14 protein-coding genes, 1 tRNA gene and 1 riboswitch are annotated in these 15724 nt (G+C 67.9%); of the genes, 8 read left to right on the forward strand and 7 right to left on the reverse strand.

Annotated features, from left to right (window positions below; all coding sequences use genetic code 11):
* The first annotated feature begins 36 nt into the window (after nt 1-36).
* Together pgm and ACP7BH_RS13470 are read left to right on the forward strand one after the other, a co-directional pair.
* Complete coding sequence (gene pgm, locus ACP7BH_RS13465; RefSeq protein WP_425985999.1) at nt 37-1674, forward strand: phosphoglucomutase (alpha-D-glucose-1,6-bisphosphate-dependent); 1638 nt, start codon at nt 37-39, stop codon at nt 1672-1674.
* Between the two features lie 5 nt (nt 1675-1679).
* A complete protein-coding gene (locus tag ACP7BH_RS13470) occupies nt 1680-2138 on the forward strand; it encodes a hypothetical protein (RefSeq protein WP_425986002.1) in 459 nt (152 codons plus the stop codon).
* Nucleotides 2139-2141: 3 nt separating this feature from the next.
* On the opposite strand, the gene ACP7BH_RS13475 is transcribed toward ACP7BH_RS13470, so the two are convergent.
* Both ACP7BH_RS13475 and ACP7BH_RS13480 read right to left on the reverse strand, forming a co-directional pair.
* A complete protein-coding gene (locus ACP7BH_RS13475; protein ID WP_425986005.1) occupies nt 2142-2930 on the reverse strand; it encodes a TSUP family transporter in 789 nt (262 codons plus the stop codon).
* Nucleotides 2931-2977: 47 nt separating this feature from the next.
* Nucleotides 2978-3937 carry a retropepsin-like aspartic protease gene (locus ACP7BH_RS13480; protein WP_425986007.1) on the reverse strand — a complete coding sequence of 320 codons (960 nt, stop codon included), beginning with the start codon at nt 3935-3937 and terminating at the stop codon, nt 2978-2980.
* A 207-nt stretch (nt 3938-4144) separates the two neighbouring features.
* On the opposite strand from ACP7BH_RS13480, the gene thrC reads away from it, so the two are divergent.
* On the forward strand, nt 4145-5551 hold the full coding sequence (gene thrC / locus ACP7BH_RS13485; protein WP_425986010.1) for a threonine synthase: 1407 nt from the start codon (nt 4145-4147) through the stop codon (nt 5549-5551).
* 6 nt (nt 5552-5557) lie between these two features.
* Here the strand turns inward: thrC and ACP7BH_RS13490 are convergent, their stop codons facing one another.
* The 3 genes from ACP7BH_RS13490 to ACP7BH_RS13500 form a co-directional block, all read right to left on the reverse strand.
* Complete coding sequence (locus tag ACP7BH_RS13490; RefSeq protein ID WP_346494133.1) at nt 5558-5872, reverse strand: CsbD family protein; 315 nt, start codon at nt 5870-5872, stop codon at nt 5558-5560.
* Nucleotides 5873-6334: 462 nt separating this feature from the next.
* Nucleotides 6335-7288, reverse strand: coding sequence for a homoserine kinase (thrB, locus tag ACP7BH_RS13495; RefSeq protein WP_425986011.1), 954 nt, complete (start codon nt 7286-7288; stop codon nt 6335-6337).
* A 4-nt stretch (nt 7289-7292) separates the two neighbouring features.
* A complete protein-coding gene (locus ACP7BH_RS13500) occupies nt 7293-9044 on the reverse strand; it encodes a Gfo/Idh/MocA family oxidoreductase (RefSeq protein ID WP_425986013.1) in 1752 nt (583 codons plus the stop codon).
* Nucleotides 9045-9462: 418 nt separating this feature from the next.
* A riboswitch (SAM riboswitch) is annotated at nt 9463-9579 on the forward strand.
* A gap of 75 nt (nt 9580-9654) precedes the next feature.
* Here ACP7BH_RS13500 and metX point away from each other — a divergent pair.
* The 5 genes from metX to ACP7BH_RS13525 all read left to right on the forward strand — a co-directional run bounded on the left by metX (nt 9655) and on the right by ACP7BH_RS13525 (nt 13549).
* Entirely contained in the window at nt 9655-10707 is a 1053-nt protein-coding gene (gene metX, locus ACP7BH_RS13505; protein ID WP_425986015.1) for a homoserine O-succinyltransferase MetX, read from the forward strand.
* On the forward strand, nt 10704-11888 hold the full coding sequence (gene metB / locus ACP7BH_RS13510) for a cystathionine gamma-synthase (RefSeq protein WP_425986017.1): 1185 nt from the start codon (nt 10704-10706) through the stop codon (nt 11886-11888). Before metX ends, metB begins: the two co-directional genes overlap by 4 nt.
* A 52-nt stretch (nt 11889-11940) precedes the next feature.
* Nucleotides 11941-12015 (forward strand) — tRNA-Glu (locus tag ACP7BH_RS13515).
* Nucleotides 12016-12132: 117 nt separating this feature from the next.
* On the forward strand, nt 12133-13035 hold the full coding sequence (locus ACP7BH_RS13520; protein WP_425986019.1) for a hypothetical protein: 903 nt from the start codon (nt 12133-12135) through the stop codon (nt 13033-13035).
* A 247-nt stretch (nt 13036-13282) separates the two neighbouring features.
* Nucleotides 13283-13549, forward strand: a complete 267-nt coding sequence (locus tag ACP7BH_RS13525) for a hypothetical protein (protein ID WP_425986020.1) — start codon at nt 13283-13285, stop codon at nt 13547-13549.
* 13 nt (nt 13550-13562) lie between these two features.
* On the opposite strand, the gene ACP7BH_RS13530 is transcribed toward ACP7BH_RS13525, so the two are convergent.
* Both ACP7BH_RS13530 and carA read right to left on the reverse strand, forming a co-directional pair.
* Nucleotides 13563-14507 (reverse strand): hypothetical protein, encoded by a 945-nt coding sequence (locus tag ACP7BH_RS13530; RefSeq protein WP_425986023.1) that lies wholly within the window; start codon nt 14505-14507, stop codon nt 13563-13565.
* Nucleotides 14508-14511: 4 nt separating this feature from the next.
* On the reverse strand, nt 14512-15672 hold the full coding sequence (gene carA / locus ACP7BH_RS13535; RefSeq protein ID WP_425986025.1) for a glutamine-hydrolyzing carbamoyl-phosphate synthase small subunit: 1161 nt from the start codon (nt 15670-15672) through the stop codon (nt 14512-14514).
* Between the last annotated feature and the right edge of the window lie 52 nt (nt 15673-15724).

The following is a 15724-nucleotide window of genomic DNA, read 5'->3' on the forward strand; positions in this document are numbered from 1 at the left end:
CGCCCCTTTTTCCCGACAACGATTGATTGACTGACGATGCATGATCGCGCCGGTACGACCGCTCGCCCCGAAGACCTGATCGACCTCGACGCCCTGCTCGGCGCCTACGAGGCCGTGCGGCCGGACATGACCGACCCGATGCAGCGGGTGGTGTTCGGCACCTCGGGCCACCGGGGCTCCAGCCTGGACGGCGCCTTCAACCGCCCGCACATCTTGGCCATCGCCCAGGCCGTCGCCGAATACCGCGCGGCCCAGGGTATCGACGGGCCTCTGTTTCTCGGTCGTGACACCCACGGCCTGTCCGAGCCCGCCTTCCGCACCACCCTGGAAGTCTTGATCGCCAATGGGGTCGAGGTGCTGATCGACGCCCGCGACGGCTTCACCCCCACCCCGGCCGTGTCCCACGCTATCCTGGGGTACAACCGCGCCAATACGCGTCAGGCCGACGGAATCCTGATCACTCCGTCGCACAATCCGCCGCGTGACGGCGGCATCAAATACAATCCCCCCTCCGGCGGTCCGGCCGGCGGCGACGCCACGGGCGCCATCGCCGCCCGCGCCAATCAGCTGATCGAGGGCGGCCTAGCCGAGGTGAAGCGTGTGCCGTTCGACAAGGCCTACGCCGCAGCGGGCCGGTTCGACTTCCTGAACGCCTATATCGACGACCTGCCCAGCGTGCTGGACCTGGACGCCATCCGCGACGCCGGGGTCCGCATCGGCGCCGATCCTCTGGGCGGAGCGGCCGTGGCCTATTGGGGCGAGCTCGCCGACCGACACCGGCTGAACCTGACCGTGGTCAATGACGCCGTCGATCCGCGCTGGGCCTTCATGCCGCTGGACGCCGACGGCAAGATCCGCATGGACTGTTCGTCGCCCTGCGCCATGGCCGGTCTGATCGGCATGATGAAGGGCGGCGCGTCCTACGACGTCGCCTTCGGCAACGACGCCGACGCCGACCGCCACGGCATCGTTACCCCCGACGCCGGGCTGATGAACCCCAATCATTTCCTGGCCGCCGCCATCGCCTATCTGTTCGCCAACCGCCCCGGCTGGGGCGCGGACGTGGCGGTGGGCAAGACCCTGGTCTCGTCATCGATGATCGACCGCGTCGTCGCCGGCATGGGCCGCCGCCTGCTGGAAGTCCCCGTCGGCTTCAAACATTTCGTGCCCGGCCTGCTGGACGGAACCGTCGGCTTCGGCGGCGAGGAATCGGCCGGCGCCTCATTCCTGCGCCACGACGGCACGGTCTGGACCACCGACAAGGACGGCCTGCTGCTGTGCCTGCTGGCCGCCGAGATCCAGGCCCGCACGGGAAACAGCGCCAGCCAGCTCTACGCCGGACTGACCGACCAGTACGGGGCGCCCGTCTACGCCCGCGTCGACGCTCCGGCGAACCGCACGCAAAAGGCCCGCCTCGCCGCCCTCAGCCCGTCGGACATCAACGCCACCACCCTGGCCGGCCAGCCCATCACCGACATCCTGACCAAGGCCCCCGGCAACGGCGAGGCCATCGGCGGCCTCAAGGTCGTCACCGCCGACGCCTGGTTCGCCGCCCGCCCCTCGGGCACCGAGGACGTCTACAAGATCTACGCCGAATCCTTCCTCGGCCCCGACCATCTGGCGACCGTCCAGGCCGAGGCCAGGGCCGTGGTGGCGACGGCCCTGGCGGGCTGAAGTCTATGAGCGTCCGCCGCTTCGAAATCTTCGCGGACTATTTCCAGTTCTACGTCTGCGACGAAACCTACGTCACCGACACCGCCGCCCTGTGGAGCCCGGCTGGCGACCCCATGCTGGCGGTCGGCCCCGATTTGATCGCCATAGGCACGGCGCGCAACATGCTGGTGCCGGTCGAACTTGAAATCCTGCCCGCAGAGCCGACGCCAGACCCGGACGCCTGGGATCAGGTCCGCGACTGCGGCCTCCGCCTCGCCAGCGGCACGCTGATCGTGTTCGGCTGCACCGACGATCCCGATCAGGCCGAGCGGATCGACTTGCCCGCCGGCGACTATGCCGCCCGCGTTTCGCACGGCGGACTGGACACCCTCTCCGAAGACGGCCTGGACGGCGACGACCGCTATCGCATCCAGCTCTGGCCCGGCGCGGTGCGTCCGGTGACAGTGATCAAAGGCCCCGCCTAGGCTTCAGACCAGGCCCTCGACCCACGCCCTCAGCGGGTTGGCGGGATCGGACAGCAGCTTGATCACCATGCCGATGCAGATCACCACCAGCAGCGGCCGGATCAGCTTCGGTCCGAACCGCATGGCCGCGTGCGATCCCAGCCAGCCGCCCAGCACCTGACCCACCGCCATGATCAGACCGATGGCCCACAGCACATGGCCGCCGATGGCGAACACCACCACGGACACCAGATTGCTGGAGAAGTTCAGCGCCTTGGTATGGGCCGTGGCGCGGGTCAGCCCCATCCCCATCAGGGTCACAAGGGCCAGGGCGAAGAAGGACCCCGCGCCGGGACCGAAAAAGCCGTCATAGAAGCCGATCCCGCCCGCCACGGCCCCAAAGGCGAAGGGCGTCAGACGCGCATGGACATCCTCGTCGCTCGCCTTGGGTCCGACCAGAAAATAGACCGCGATCCCCGCCAGCAGCAGCGGCAGCAGCACCATCAGCCACGTCGCATCGACGAAACTGACCACCACCGCGCCCAGGGCGGCGCCGATCACCGTGGCGATCAGCGGCCATTTCAGCAGGGCGAAATCGATCCGCCCCTTGCGCCAGAAGGTCCAGGTCGCGGAGGCCGTGCCGAAACTGCCCTGGATCTTGTTGGTGGCGATGGCCGCCACCGGATTGATCCCGACCGCCAGCAGCACGGGCACGGTGATCAGGCCGCCGCCCCCGGCGATGGCGTCCACGAACCCCGCCGCCACGGCCGCGGCGAACAACAGGGCGATGATTTCCGGGGCGAACTCGATCATGGCGCGGACCTAGGCCGTTGTTCGCCGCCGATCCAGCCTCGATTTATTCAGCCCCCGACCGTGATCTCCATCGGCCGTTCCACGAACAGGCCCGGCCCGCCCAGGTCCAGCGCCAGACGCCGGTTCTCGAACGCCGCCATGCCCACCAGCGCCTTGGGAAAGCCCGGCACGGCGACGTCGTCATATATGGCCACCGCCGCCTGGCGATACAGTTCGTCGCCGATCGTCAGGGTGCGGACGATGACCGTCTCCGCCCTCACGACGCCGCCCAGGACGATGCTCTGGCCCGCCGTCCGTTCGCGCCCGTCCAGCAGCCCCGCCGCCTGCGCCGTCTCGCGCGTCACGGCCAGCACCGCCGAGGCGCCGGTGTCGATCACCGCATTGACCGTCGCCCCCTCGACTGTGATCGCCGCCTGCAGCGCCTTGCCCGCTCGCGTCACGGTTATGGGCGCCAGCGACGACGGCGGCGTCCAGCCTTCGCGCGCCAGGAACCGCATCCGATGCCCGGCCGTATCCAGCTCCAGCACCAGTTCGCGCAGCACGTCCTGACCCAGGATCAGCGCCGCCCCCAGCCCCTGTTCGCTCGCCAGCGGTCCCAGCGCCAGGATCGCCGCCCGCAACCCGTCCAGCCGCAGGCCGCCGGATGCCCCCCCGATAGCGATGTCCAGGGTCGTCCCACGCCCGACCTGCGCATCGCCGCCGACGCCGTAGGCCACCATCGGAATATTGAAGACGTTCGTCAGCCCCAGCGTCTCGAACAGCGACCGGTCGATTACGGAATACTGCGCCCCGGAATCGATCAGGGCCCGCACCGGCTTGCCGTTGACCGTGACTTCGACCGTCGGCGTCGGCGCGCGCGGCTCGGCATAGGGCAGCCAGCCGGTCGATCCGCCCGCCGCAAAGACGACCGACGGCCCCTTCCACACCACATGGTCGCGCAGCCACCAGGCCCCGCCCACACCGCCGGCGACCAGCCCCAGCCGGATCAGAAGATCGCGTCGTCTCATGCCCCAGACATGGACCGTCGCGACGACCGACGCCAGCGGGGGAATGGTCGCAACGCCCTTTGGGCAAGAACATGCGCTCAACGCCCGTCAGAAGTCGAAGCCCGGCGACCAACGCGCCACAGCCTGCGAAAACCCGACAAAATCATCCCTGATGCAGGCAGAAACCGGATGACGCCGCCGCCCCGTCTGGTTACGACCTCAACTATCATGAGCACCTCCAGCGCCCGCTACATCTCGACCCGAGGCCCAGTCTCGGACTTGGCGCCCGAAACCGATTTCGCCGACGCCCTGCTGCGCGGCATCGCCCCCGACGGCGGCCTCTATATGCCGACCGCCTGGCCGAACCTGTCGCCCGCAGCCTGGACCGGCGCGGCCGACTACAAGTCCATCGCGCTCCAGGCCATCGCCCCCTTCATCGGCGAGGCCCTGCCCGCCGGCGCCCTGGACCGTGCGCTGGATCGACTGACCGCCGGTTTCGACCATCCGCTGGTCACGCCCCTGGTCGAGCTGGAGCCCGGCCTGTTCGTGCTGGAGCTGTTCCACGGCCCGACCGCCGCCTTCAAGGACCTGGCGATGCAGCTGGTCGCCAGCCTGACGGACGAGGCTCTGGCCGCCTCGGGCGAGCGCCTGACCATCCTGACCGCCACATCGGGCGACACCGGCGCCGCCGCCGTGCGCGCCTTCGCGGGCGCCAAATCCGTCGATCTGGTCGTGCTCCACCCGCTGGATCGCGTCTCGCCGGTGCAGCGCAAACAGATGACCACGGTCGAGGCCGACAACGTCCTGAACCTGGCCGTGCGCGGCGATTTCGACGACTGCCAGCGCCTGGTGAAAAGCCTGCTCGCGGACGAAAGCCTGCGCCAACGCGGCCGCCTGTCCTCGGTCAATTCGATCAACTGGGCGCGTCTGGCGGGCCAGATCCCCTACTATGTCTCCGCCACCGCCCAGCTGGGCGAGGCGGCGACCTTCGTCGTTCCGACCGGCAACTTCGGCGACGCCTTCGCCGGCATCGCCGCCACGAAGATGGGCCTGCCGTCCAACGGCTTCGTCGCCGCCGTGAACCAGAATGACGCCCTGGCCCGCGCCATCAACGACGGCCTCTATTCGCGCCGCGCGGCGGTCGAGAGCGGCAGCGTCTCCATGGACGTCCAGGCCCCCTCAAACTTCGAACGTCTGGTGTTCGAGGCGACCGGCCGCGACGCCGAGGCCACGCGCGCCGTGTTCGAGACCTTCGCCCACGATGGCGCCGTCGCCTTCGATCCCGCGCTGCTGGCGGCTTTGCGCGCCCAGGTCTCGGCCGTCTCCATTGACGAGACCGAAACCCGCGCCGAGATCGCCCACGCCTATGAGACCTGGGGCCGCGTCGTCTGCCCGCACACGGCCGTGGCCCTCGCCGCCGCCCGTCGCCAGGACCGCTCCAAAGGCCCCGTCGTCGCCCTGTCCACCGCCCACCCGTCCAAATTCGGCGCCTTCGTCTCCGACGTCCTCGGCTTCGAACCCGAACCCGCAAACGTCATCGCCGCCCTAGGCGACAAGCCCGAGCGGTTGACGGTGATCGATGGGACGATGGAGGCGGCGGTGAACGCCGTGGCGGCCTTTTCAGGCCGCCACTAAACGCTTCTAGCGACGACCGCCGCGGGTCAGCATGCCCAGCAGCATCAGGCCGACGCCGGCGACCGACAGGGTGGTGACCAGCGGGCGCTTGCGGGCTTCGGCGGCGACGGTGCGGGCCTTGTCGCGATAGTCGGCGGGAACCTTGTCGACCAGGCGATCGACCGAATCCATCGCCTTGCCGAAGGTTTCCAGCGAGCGGCCCTTGGCGTCGTTATAGGCGCCTTCGACCTGCATCTTCTGATCGCCGACCAGATTGCCGAAAGCCTTTTGCGTCTTGCCTTGAGCTTGCGAGGCGGCGCCGTTGATTTGTTCGTCGGTCATGGTGTCATCCTTGGGGAGAGAGCGGCGATCTCGCCGTTGCTGCATCAAAGCCCGGTGACGCTTTCGGTTCCAGCGACGCACGGACGCAGGGCGCTGCGCGACCGGGTGGGGGCTGCCCGGCAGGGACGCAGCGGCTGGATCGGCAATAGATCTGTGGAAGGTCACTCGGCCGCCCCCACCCGACCTCGCCTGCGGCTCGGCCACCCTCCCCGAACGGGGAGGGAGAGGAACGTGCATCCCTCCCATTTCTGGAAACAGAACATCGTGATTTCCATCACTTACCGGCCTCCAGCGACATTCGACCATCCAGTCCCAAAACCGTGAGACACTGTCCTTCCGGTCTTGACATCGCCGCCGCGCCCAATTGCACTGTCTTGCACTTTGCACGCACTTTCCGGATGCAGTGCAATTTCCCAGATTGAGACGAAGTGCACACATTGCACTGTGTTTTTCACGTAGACCTCAGGCCGGCTCCACCGCCCGCCAGTGGTCCATGCGACGCAGGAAGACCGCCGGATCCTTGGGCGTCACGAGGTTGGCCGGGTCGTGAAAAATGCGGTCGTGCAGCCGCGTCACGGTGAACCGCAACGCCGCCGCCTCGCCCAGGCGCGGCAGGGCCGCCCGCTCGGCCGCGCTCAGCGGCCGCACCGTCTCGTAACCCCGCTGGAACGCCGCCAGGGCCTCGGGGATCGCCCGCCCCTCGGCGTCAAACCCCCAGGCCGACAGGGCGATGGCCAGGTCGTAGGCGAAGGCGCCGGTGCAGCCGAAATAGAAGTCGATCACCGCCGAAACGGCGCCGTTCTCGAACAGGATGTTGTCGGGGAAATAGTCGGCATGGATCGCCCCGCCGGGCAGATCATCAGTAAACGGATCACCCAGCCTTGCTAGCGCCGCCTCGACCCGGTCCAGCAGCCCCCGATCCTCGACTGACGCCCTCGCCGCGCCCCCCGCACAACGATCCGCCAGCCTGCGCCACATGGCCGGCCCAACCGGGTTGTCGCGTCCCAGTTCGAAGTCGGCCGCCATCAGATGCAGCCGCGCCAACACCGCCCCCGCCGCCGCCTGATCGGCCGCAGACGGCGAGCGCAGCCAGGCGCCGGTCTTCCACTCGATCACCGCCGCCGCCCGGCCGTTCAGCCGCCCCAGCCAACCGCCCGCCCGGTTCTCGATGGGCGTGGGGCACGCAAAGCCACGCGACGCCAGATGCGCCGTCAGCCCCAGGCAGAAGGGCAGCGACGCCTCGTCCGTCCGCCCCTCGAACAGCGTCAGGACGAACCGGCCTAGCGTGGTGTCCAGTCGATAGTTGGTGTTCTCCACCCCCTCTGCGATGGCCGTCAGTTCGACCACCTCGCCGATGTCGTATGCGGACAGAAACGCACTGGCCTGGGCCAGGGAAACGGGGGTGAAGACGGCCATGGGTCTAGTTTAGGCCGGCATCGGCGCGGCGCGCACGCACGATCTCGGCTAGGTCCGCCATGATACTCTCGGTCGTGGCCCAGCGGCCGGCGCCCCGGCCCCGGCAGCGCCACACACGACCGTCTGCGCCGTAGACCTTCAGCGCATTGCCCTCGCCGCGCAGGTTGGAAAACAGCGGATCGCCATGGTCCGCATTCAGCGACACCGAGGGGCTGATCACCCCGTCCTTCAGGTGGGCGGCGCCGATCTGGCGCACTCCGCCCTCGGCAGAGGTGGCCTCGGTCAGGTGGTCGCGCGGCACCTCGCCGTCGGGCGAACGGCCGAAGGCCTCGTGGCACAGCAGCCGCACCTTGGCGGCCGCATCCAGGCCTTCCAGGTCCGACGAGGGGTCCTCTTCCGCAAAGCCCGCCGCACGGGCGTCGGCCAGGGCCTCGTTGAAGGCCGCGCCGTCGCCCAGCCGCTCCAGCATGAAGTTGACCGTGCCGTTCAGCACCGCCTCGAACCCGACCACCTCGCCGGCCGCGCGCGCCGCGCGCACCGTCTCGATCATCGGCGATCCACCCCCGACAGAGGCCGACCAGAAGATGCGCCGGCCATGCGCCTGGGCCAGGGCCTGCAACCCGCCCGGATCGCGGGCGACCGCCTGTTTGTTGGCGCTGGCCACGTCGCAGCCGGCCTCCAGGGCGGCGCGGATCACCGCATGACCGGCCTCGCCTTCCGACAGGGCCTCCAGCACGATGTCGGGCTTCTTCGCCCACAGGTCGTCGGCGTTCGCCGTGAACAGGGACGCCGGACAAGCCACGTCGCGCGCCTTCTTGGGATCGCGCACCAGCACCCCGACCACGTCATAGCGCGGATCGGCCAGCAGCCGCCCCAGCACCCCGCCGCCCACCACGCCGCAGCCCGCGACCGCCACCTTCAGCGGCGGCAGGGCGGGCGCCGGGCCCGGAGGCGCCGACTTGTCGCCGATAACCGTGCCGTCGGCCCGGTCCAGCGCCGCCACCTCGATCTCGACCCCCCGGCTTTCGCCCAGGTCGATGGCGTCATGCTGCACCAGCGCCCCGCCCAGCTTGCGCGCCACGTCCCATGACGCGCGGCGATAGCGCAGGGCCGGGGCCGTATTGTCGTTGGGATCGTGGTCGTACAGGCCGTCCACATCCTTGACCAACCGCACCCGCTTCAGCCCCAGTTCGGCCGCCAGGAAGACCGCCGTCAGGTCCGATCCGCCGCGTCCCAGCAGGGCCACCTTGCCGTCGGGCCGCACCGCGCCGAAGCCCGGCACCACCACCACCTCGTGCCGGTCCAGCGCCTGTTTCAGATGATCGGGCCGCAGGCCGCAGGGGCGCGAATGCTCGGGCTCGCCCTCGGCGACGATGCCAAGCTCCCGCACCGACAGGGCGCAGGCGTCCAGACCGATCCGGTCGCAGGCGATCGCCACCAGGGCCGCCGACTTCTCCTCGCCCAGGGCCACATAACCGGGCAGCAGGTCGTTGGAATGGGCCAGGCCCAGCGCCCGCGCCTCGCCCAGCAGCCGGTCGGTAGCCCCGCCGAAGGCCGAGACGACCGCCACCACCTTCCGCCCCGCCCGCACATGACCGTAGACAGCCGAGGCGACCAGCGGCGCCTCCGCCGGACTGCGCAGGATGGACGAGCCGAACTTCAGCACCACCACTTCGGGGGCGGCCAGGCCTGGTGAGGGCTGACTGCTGGGATCGAGGCTCTCGGATTTCTCTACGACGGCGAGGGTGGCGGACATCAGGGTTCTCGGAAAAGTCGGGATGGGGTGGGGTGAAATAGAAAAACCCCGCCAGGCGGACCGGGCGGGGTTCGGGTTCTGCGGTTGCCGGGGTTCGGCGCGCTAAACTCGTCCCGCCCGTGAGGGCATGGTGATGGTGGTGGTGCCGGTGGTCCCAATAATCATGCCGAAACGCGTCGCGGCGAGGCCGGCGACGGTGGAAAGTTCGGCGATGAGCGAGCGCTGTTGCACAGGGCAGGTCCGGTTGAAATCTGAGCCTAGGGTGATCGGACCACCCCCATCCTGTCAAGCAGAGATGGATGATTTTTTCACGACAGGTCGCTTTTCGCTCATTTCACACCCGGTCGCGCCTGCCAACAGCCGCTAATGGCATGAATTTTCCGCTTGACCGGTGCCGCCTGTTTGATCAACGTAAAGTCACTCATCAAGACCAGCCGAGGGATTAGGCCCTTTGACGCTGGGGCAACCATCGGGTCTCACAACTCGAAACGGTGCCAACTCCTGCGAGATCCTTTGGGATCGCGAGAGATGAGTGGAGCATCGGCGAGACGACGCTCCACGATCTGTCACCGCATCGAGCCTTGCTGAGCGAGAACGATGCGGAACGACGATGACACTGGCTGAAACCTCCCTGTTCGAAGACCCCGACTGTCGCATCGCGACAGCCGAGCCGCTTGGCCGCGCCCCCAACCGTGAACGCGGCGGCGCCCGCGACGTCATCGTGCCCATTCCCGCCGACTTCCGCCTGGCCTCGGGCGAACGGCTGAACCAGCCCAATATCGTCGGCCGCCTGCACGGCCGGATCGGCGCACCCGTCGTCGTCGTCGCCGGCGGCATCTCGGCCGGCCGTTTCGTCCACCGCACCGAGACCAATGGCCTGGGCTGGTGGTCGGGCGCCGTGTCGGTGCGCGGGCCCATCGACCTGAGCCGTTTCCAGGTCCTGGCCGTCGACTTCGCCCCCGGCGCCGAGTTCCTGGAAACCCCCGTCACCATCACCACCCACGACCAGGCCCGCCTGCTGGCCCTGGTCCTGACCCATCTGAAGATCGAGCGCGTCTCCGCCTTCGTCGGCTGTTCCTATGGCGGCATGGTCGGCCTGGCCTTCGCCGAACTGTTCCCCGACTGGGCCGAGCAGCTGATCGTGGTCTCCGCCGCCCACCGCGCCCACCCCCAGGCCACCGCCTGGCGCGGCATCCAGCGCCGCATCCTTCAGTTCGCCGTCGCCGCCGGCCGCCCGGAAGAGGGCGTCGCCCTGGCCCGCGAGCTGGCCATGACCACCTACCGCACGGCCGAGGAATTCCACGACCGGTTCGAGACCACGGCGCCCCAGGCCGTCGGCGGCGCCTATCCCGTCTGCGACTATCTGACGGCGCGGGGCCAGGCCTACCGGACCCACACCACCCCGGCGCGCTGGCTGTCGATGTCCGATTCCCTGGATCGCCACAGCGTGACGCCGGAAGCCATCACCACCCCCGTCACCCTGATCGGCTTCACCTCCGACCGGCTGGTGCCGATCGACGACATCCGCGAACTGGCCGCGCGGCTGCCGACCCTGTGGCGCTTCGTCGAGGCGCACTCCCTGTATGGCCACGACGCCTTCCTGAAGGAGGACGCCTTCGTCGGCGACATCCTCCGCGCCGCTTTCAAGGACATCAAAGCATGACTGCCCGCCGCCCCGCCGACCCGCACACCATCGCCGCCCGCACGGGCGTGGATACGGACACGGCCCATGGCGCGGTCATGCCGCCGCTCTATCTGTCGTCGAACTATTCCTTCGCCGGCTTCGAGCAGAAGCGGAAATACGACTACAGCCGCTCGGGCAATCCGACCCGCGATGTCCTGGCCGAAACCCTGACCGAGCTGGAGGGCGGCGCCGGAGCCGTGATCACCGCCACCGGCATGGCGGCGGTCGACCTGCCCCTGGCCCTGCTGGAGCCGGGCGACCTGCTGATCGCCCCGCACGACTGCTACGGCGGCACCTGCCGCCTGCTGAACGCCCGCGCCAGGAAGGGCCATTTCGACCTGCTGCTGGTCGATCAGGGCGATCCCGTCGCCTTCGAGGCGGCCCTGGCGCTGAAGCCCAAACTGGTCCTGGTCGAGACCCCGTCCAACCCCCTGCTGCGGCTGGTGGACGTCGCCGACATCTGCACCCGCGCCCATGCGGCCGGGGCCAAGGTGGTGTGCGACAACACCTTCCTGTCGCCGGCGCTGCAGAACCCGATCAAGCTGGGCGCCGACTTCGTCGTTCACTCCACGACCAAGTTCATCAACGGCCATTCCGACGTGGTCGGCGGGGCGGTGATCTCGGCCGATGCCGAAGATCACCAGACCCTGGCCTGGTGGGCCAACTGCACGGGCGTGACCGGCTCGCCCTTCGACGCCTATCTGACCCTGCGCGGCGTGCGCACCCTGTTCGCCCGGATCGAGCGGCAACAAGCCACCGCCGGCCGCATCGCCGAGCTGCTGGACGCCCACCCGGCGGTCAAGGTCGTCCACTATCCCGGCCTGAAGTCCCACCCCAACCACGCCCTGGTCGCCGCCCAGCAGGCCGGACCGGGCGCCATGCTCAGCTTCGAACTGGAAGGCGGCACGGACGCGGTGCGCGACCTGGTCGAGGCGCTGGAGATCTTCACCTTGGCGGAATCCCTGGGCGGCGTCGAAAGCCTGATCGCCCATCCCGCCACCATGACCCACGCCGCAATGACGCCGGAACAGCGCGCGACCGCCGGTATCGGCGACGGCCTGGTGCGGCTGTCGGTCGGACTGGAGCATGTCGAGGACCTGATCGCCGACCTCTTCCCCGCGCTGGACGCCGTCATCCCGGCGAAGGCGCAGGCCGCGTAATTTTTCACTTGCAGGAGGGGCCGAACCGGGGCAAATGCGCCGCCCCGGCCGCGGTCCCTTCGTCTATCGGTTAGGACGTCAGGTTTTCAACCTGAAAAGAGGGGTTCGACTCCCCTAGGGACTGCCACCGGGATGAATAGTTTAGAATCGAGCACCTAAGCCAAGAGGTTTGGGCTTTCTACTATCGCTTCAACAAACCGGTTGATGGCTTCTTTCACCAGCAAAGCCGATATATCGTCGGTTCATGCGAAAGCCGATTCACGGTGAAGAACATCATTGGTTCCCGATCGGCCTCATGAAGGCCGCTTGGATTGGACCCGATGGCCGAGTGGAGCGCACCAACAGTTGGGGCGATACAAAAAGGTTCTTTCCGGGCGGCACCGCCTACCGTCCAGACGGCTTCAATGTTCTGTCCGAGGGGGGAAGCCCTTGGGATATGACGTATGAGCCTGCGTTCGACTTGGCTGACCGTTCGTTCCCAGGCCTGATCGCCTGGCTATCGGATCAGGCGTCCGCACATCGCGGGCGAACCCAAGGGCTATCCATCAGAGAGCCCTACCGTTCACAGCTTGCCGAATGCTTGGCATCGCTTGTGGTACGGAGCCCGCGTATGCGCGCGCAAACCGAACGTTACATCGCGCATCGTCAGGTTCATTGGGCAGGTTTCGCGGAGCCGAGGAACGTCGAGTTTACGGCTGGAGGCGCTCTCTCACAGCTTCAAAAGCCGTTTGCCACTGCAATGCGGACAGGTGGTAAGATTGGGATCTTGATAGCTCCTACGCCTAGCTTCCTGTTCGGCGACGGCTTCATGCACAACTTCCATGACAACTCGCACATTCCACTGCGCGCCATGGCAATGGTCGCCTTAACGCCGACGATTGCCGTCCTTTGGTTCTGTCCCGGAAGCTATCCAATATACCCGGAGGGAGTCACGCTCGCGCTTTCGGTGTCGGAAGTCGCGTCCTTCAATGATCTCGTTCAAATCTATTCTCGCGACGCTATCTATCACGTCGAAAAGCCTGCCGAACTACATGAGAGCTTCCGTGCAAGGGAGTTCCACATCGCAGTACAAGGGGACCGGCGACATTCCGCAAGCGCCGTAGATGGCTGGATGGCTGAGGTATTGAATATGCGGTGGCCTGGGTAGGGTTGGCCGTGTTCGCGCTTCAGCGATCACATTGACGGAAGATAGTCAGGAGCCGCCGTCGGTCCGTCGAGCGATCGCTCCGAGCTCGGATTAAGATTTCAGTAACTATTTTGTTCGGAACCGGGCAGTAAGCCCTTCGATTCACGGACTTTTTTCGGACGCACTCAGGAACTATCCACAGAGCCTGTGGTTAACCCATCGTTAGCTCGGCGCAGAAGCGCCTCTCCCCTCCTGAACCGAGACACCCATGTTCATCGCCATCGCCCGCCCGGCGGTGGAGCCCCAAGGCCCCGACGCCGTCGCCGTCCCCGGCTCCCCCGCCATCGTCGAAATGTCGCCCCGCGCCCTGCATGCGCGCCTGCTGGAAAACGCCGCCCTGCGCCGGATGCGCGGGCAGGAACGTCGTCGCGAACAGCGGCTCGAAGACGCCGACTACTGGCTGCACGCCGCGCCCATGGCGGTTCGTAAAGCCAGCGCCCTGCGCGAAGAGCGCAGCTTCGCGCCCCTGCCCTAAGCCGCGAGAGTGATCAGCGCAGTTCGGGCGTCCGGCGCCGCAGAGAGGCTTTCAGCTTCTCCAGCTTCTGGCCCGCCGACTTGGGCCGCACGCGCTTGCGGTGCTCCAGCCCGCCGCCCCACAGGGCATGGACCGGCGCATCAAGATGCGGATGGCGGTCGTGCTGGTGGACGATGGGGCTGAGGCTTCCGTCGGGATTGATCACCTTGCCGTCCGCAAAGGTCAGGGTGTCGCCGGGCGTCAGGCCCAGGGTGGCCACGCGGCCGTAGTTGGGTCGGATCGACGCGCCGACCAGCCCCTGATGGATCGCCATGTTAAAGCCCGCCTGATCGGCGCCGAAGGCCCCGCCGAACTCCGAACGCGGCGTCGCCGCCAGCGACAGGATCAGCCGCGAAAGCCGCGAAACCTCAGCACGCGGCCCCAGGATCGTGCCGACGCACAGGCAGGCCTTGTCGGCCAACGACGCCGCGATCCCCTCGCCGAACAGGGCGCGCAGGTATTTCATGTTGAAGGCGTGATCGGCCAGCGGCGTCTCGGCCTCGACGAAGGCCTCCAGACCCTCGGGCGCCGGCGCGAACGGCGCGGCCTGAAAGATCACGTCGCGCACGTCGCAGGCCAAGGCCGCGCCGGGACGATCCCCCAGCAAACCGGCGAAGGCCACGAACCGCTGCATCACTGGATGGGGAGCCCATCCGCGCCAGACGGGCGCATCGACGGCGATAACTTTATGCTGGGCCAGGAAGGCGCGCAGGGCCGGCTCGGCGTCCACCACCAGGGCGACCGGCCCGTCGAACACGGCCCGCAGAGACAGGACGAAGGGCGCGATGTCGGCGGCGTCGTATCCGGTGGCGTAGCCGACCACCACATCGCCGTCCGGAAGCGGCTCGAACCGACGTCCGACCTCCAGCGCCTCGGCCAGCCAGTCCAGATAGTCCGACCGCACCGCCCCCTGTTTCATGGCGTCAGCGCGGGCTCATCAGGTCGGCGAACCGGTCGAACAGATACAGGCTGTCGGCCGGGCCGGGCGAGGCCTCGGGGTGGTGCTGGACGCTGAAGATCGGCTTATCCTTGACGGCGATGCCGCAGTTGGTGCCGTCGAACAGGCTGACGTGGGTTTCGGTGACGGCGTCCGGCAGACTGTCACGATCGACGGTGAAGCCGTGGTTCATCGACACAATCTCGACCTTGCCGGTGGTCAGATCCTTGACCGGATGGTTGGCGCCGTGGTGGCCCTGTTCCATCTTCACCGTCTTGGCGCCCAAGGCCAGGGCCAGCATCTGGTGACCCAGGCAGATGCCCATCAGGGGCTTGCCGCTGGCGACCAGTTTCTGGATCTCGGGCACCGCGTATTCGCCCGTCGCGGCCGGATCGCCCGGACCGTTCGACAGGACGACGCCGTCCGGATTGCGGGCCAGAACCTCTTCCGCCGTCGTCGTGGCGGGGACCACGGTGATCTTGGCGCCCGTCGAGGCCAGGGCGCGCAGGATGTTGCGCTTCACCCCGTAGTCGATGACGACCACCTGCTTGCGGCCTTCAGTCTTCGGATGACCTTCCGGCCATTCCCACAGGCCCTCGTCCCATTCGAACGCCTGCAGCGTCGAGGCGGGCTTGGCCAGGTCCAGGCCGACCAGGCCGGTCCAGGCGCGCGCCTGGGCGATCAGGGCGTCCAGGTCGAACTGGCCGTCCGGATTATGGGCGATGACCGCGTGGGGGGCGCCCTTGTCGCGGATGATCTTGGTCAGGGCGCGGGTATCGACGCCGGCCAGACCCACCACGCCGCGCCGCTTCATCCAGTCGTCGAAACTGGCGTCGGACCGATAGTTGGCCGGATCGGTCGGCGCGTCGCGGAAGATGGCGCCCCGCGCCGAGGTGTCCGACCCGCCGCCGATCTGTTCGATGTCTTCGACGTTCGTGCCGGTGTTGCCGACGTGCGGGAAGGTGAAGGCCAGGATCTGGCTCATGTAGGACGGATCGGTCAGGATTTCCTGATAGCCGGTCATGGCGGTGTTGAAGACCACCTCGCCCAGGGCCGAACCGACGGCGCCGACGCCGATCCCCTGCAGGACCGTGCCGTCGGCGAGCGCGAGGACGCCCGTGGCGCCCGGAAGAATCTTCGTCGTCATGGGCGCGCTCCTACACACGAATCCGGCCCGAAAGGCGGCCGGAGGCAAACGG

Source organism: Brevundimonas sp. TWP2-1 (assembly GCF_049897645.1).
In the GTDB taxonomy this organism is placed as follows: Bacteria; Pseudomonadota; Alphaproteobacteria; order Caulobacterales; family Caulobacteraceae; genus Brevundimonas.

Excerpts from the sequence above, each read along its gene's own strand:
- metX (WP_425986015.1), top strand. The coding sequence starts at position 9,655 with ATGACACTGGCTGAAACCTCCCTGTTCGAAGACCCCGACTGTCGCATC.
- metB (WP_425986017.1), top strand. The coding sequence starts at position 10,704 with ATGACTGCCCGCCGCCCCGCCGACCCGCACACCATCGCCGCCCGCACG.
- carA (WP_425986025.1), bottom strand. The coding sequence starts at position 15,672 with ATGACGACGAAGATTCTTCCGGGCGCCACGGGCGTCCTCGCGCTCGCC.
- thrB (WP_425986011.1), bottom strand. The coding sequence starts at position 7,288 with ATGGCCGTCTTCACCCCCGTTTCCCTGGCCCAGGCCAGTGCGTTTCTG.
- ACP7BH_RS13490 (WP_346494133.1), bottom strand. The coding sequence starts at position 5,872 with ATGACCGACGAACAAATCAACGGCGCCGCCTCGCAAGCTCAAGGCAAG.
- thrC (WP_425986010.1), top strand. The coding sequence starts at position 4,145 with ATGAGCACCTCCAGCGCCCGCTACATCTCGACCCGAGGCCCAGTCTCG.
- ACP7BH_RS13475 (WP_425986005.1), bottom strand. The coding sequence starts at position 2,930 with ATGATCGAGTTCGCCCCGGAAATCATCGCCCTGTTGTTCGCCGCGGCC.
- pgm (WP_425985999.1), top strand. The coding sequence starts at position 37 with ATGCATGATCGCGCCGGTACGACCGCTCGCCCCGAAGACCTGATCGAC.
- ACP7BH_RS13470 (WP_425986002.1), top strand. The coding sequence starts at position 1,680 with ATGAGCGTCCGCCGCTTCGAAATCTTCGCGGACTATTTCCAGTTCTAC.
- ACP7BH_RS13530 (WP_425986023.1), bottom strand. The coding sequence starts at position 14,507 with ATGAAACAGGGGGCGGTGCGGTCGGACTATCTGGACTGGCTGGCCGAG.
- ACP7BH_RS13480 (WP_425986007.1), bottom strand. The coding sequence starts at position 3,937 with ATGAGACGACGCGATCTTCTGATCCGGCTGGGGCTGGTCGCCGGCGGT.
- ACP7BH_RS13500 (WP_425986013.1), bottom strand. The coding sequence starts at position 9,044 with ATGTCCGCCACCCTCGCCGTCGTAGAGAAATCCGAGAGCCTCGATCCC.
- ACP7BH_RS13525 (WP_425986020.1), top strand. The coding sequence starts at position 13,283 with ATGTTCATCGCCATCGCCCGCCCGGCGGTGGAGCCCCAAGGCCCCGAC.
- ACP7BH_RS13520 (WP_425986019.1), top strand. The coding sequence starts at position 12,133 with ATGCGAAAGCCGATTCACGGTGAAGAACATCATTGGTTCCCGATCGGC.